The sequence below is a fragment of the Collinsella sp. AF39-11AT genome (assembly GCF_003474585.1).
GTDB lineage: Bacteria > Actinomycetota > Coriobacteriia > Coriobacteriales > Coriobacteriaceae > Collinsella.
This window is the reverse complement of the sequence record NZ_QROG01000060.1, coordinates 1-667: the sequence shown is the minus strand read 5'-3', so window position 1 is coordinate 667 and position 667 is coordinate 1. Positions and strand designations below refer to the sequence as shown.

Annotated in this window: 1 protein-coding gene; it reads right to left on the bottom strand. The window is 60.4% G+C overall.

Features of this window, described 5'->3' with window-relative positions; translation table 11 throughout:
• Window positions 1-584 (bottom strand): ABC transporter ATP-binding protein (locus DW037_RS10435; RefSeq protein ID WP_147352032.1); only part of this gene is annotated, 584 nt, incomplete at its 3' end.
• Between the last annotated feature and the right edge of the window lie 83 nt (window positions 585-667).

The following is a 667-nucleotide window of genomic DNA, read 5'->3' as shown; positions in this document are numbered from 1 at the left end:
TCGATGAAGTAGAACGAGTTGGTGAGGTCTGCCAGGTCGTCGAGCAGATGGCTTGAAATGAGCACGCTGCGTCCCCGCGCCACTTCGCTGCGCATCGCGTCGCAGGAGGTTTTCCGTTTTCCCGGATCGAGGCCGTTCAGCGGTTCATCGAGGATGAGGTACGGGCAATCGGTCGCTATCGCCATGGCAAGCTTTACCTGCTGCTTCATTCCTGTCGAGAGTTTACGTGTCGGCTTGTCGAGATATGGGGAGATTCCGAGGGAGTCGCAGAGCGAGTCGATGTCGGCGGCCGATTTCCACGCCTCCCTAACGAAAGCAAGGTGCTCGATGGCCGATAGCGTGGGATAGAGATCCGCGCCGCCCGAAGAGCTCAGGTAGACGAGTTCTGCAAATTCGGCTGATCGACGTTGGCAGATTCCGTCTGCCGCCAGGCTTCCCGAGCGGATGCGGGTGGGAAATTGGCCCGACAGCGCTTCAAGAAGGGTGGTTTTCCCCGAGCCGTTGGGAGCAACGAGGCCCGCCGCCGTTCCCGGGCTCAGGAAAAGCGACCCGATTGAAAGTATCGTCGTGCTTCCGTATCCCACGCTCGCGTCTAGAAGCTCGAGCCCATGGTGCTTTTTCGCGGGTCCAGGCTGTTTGGGGGAACGTGTCGCAACGGCGCCGACCG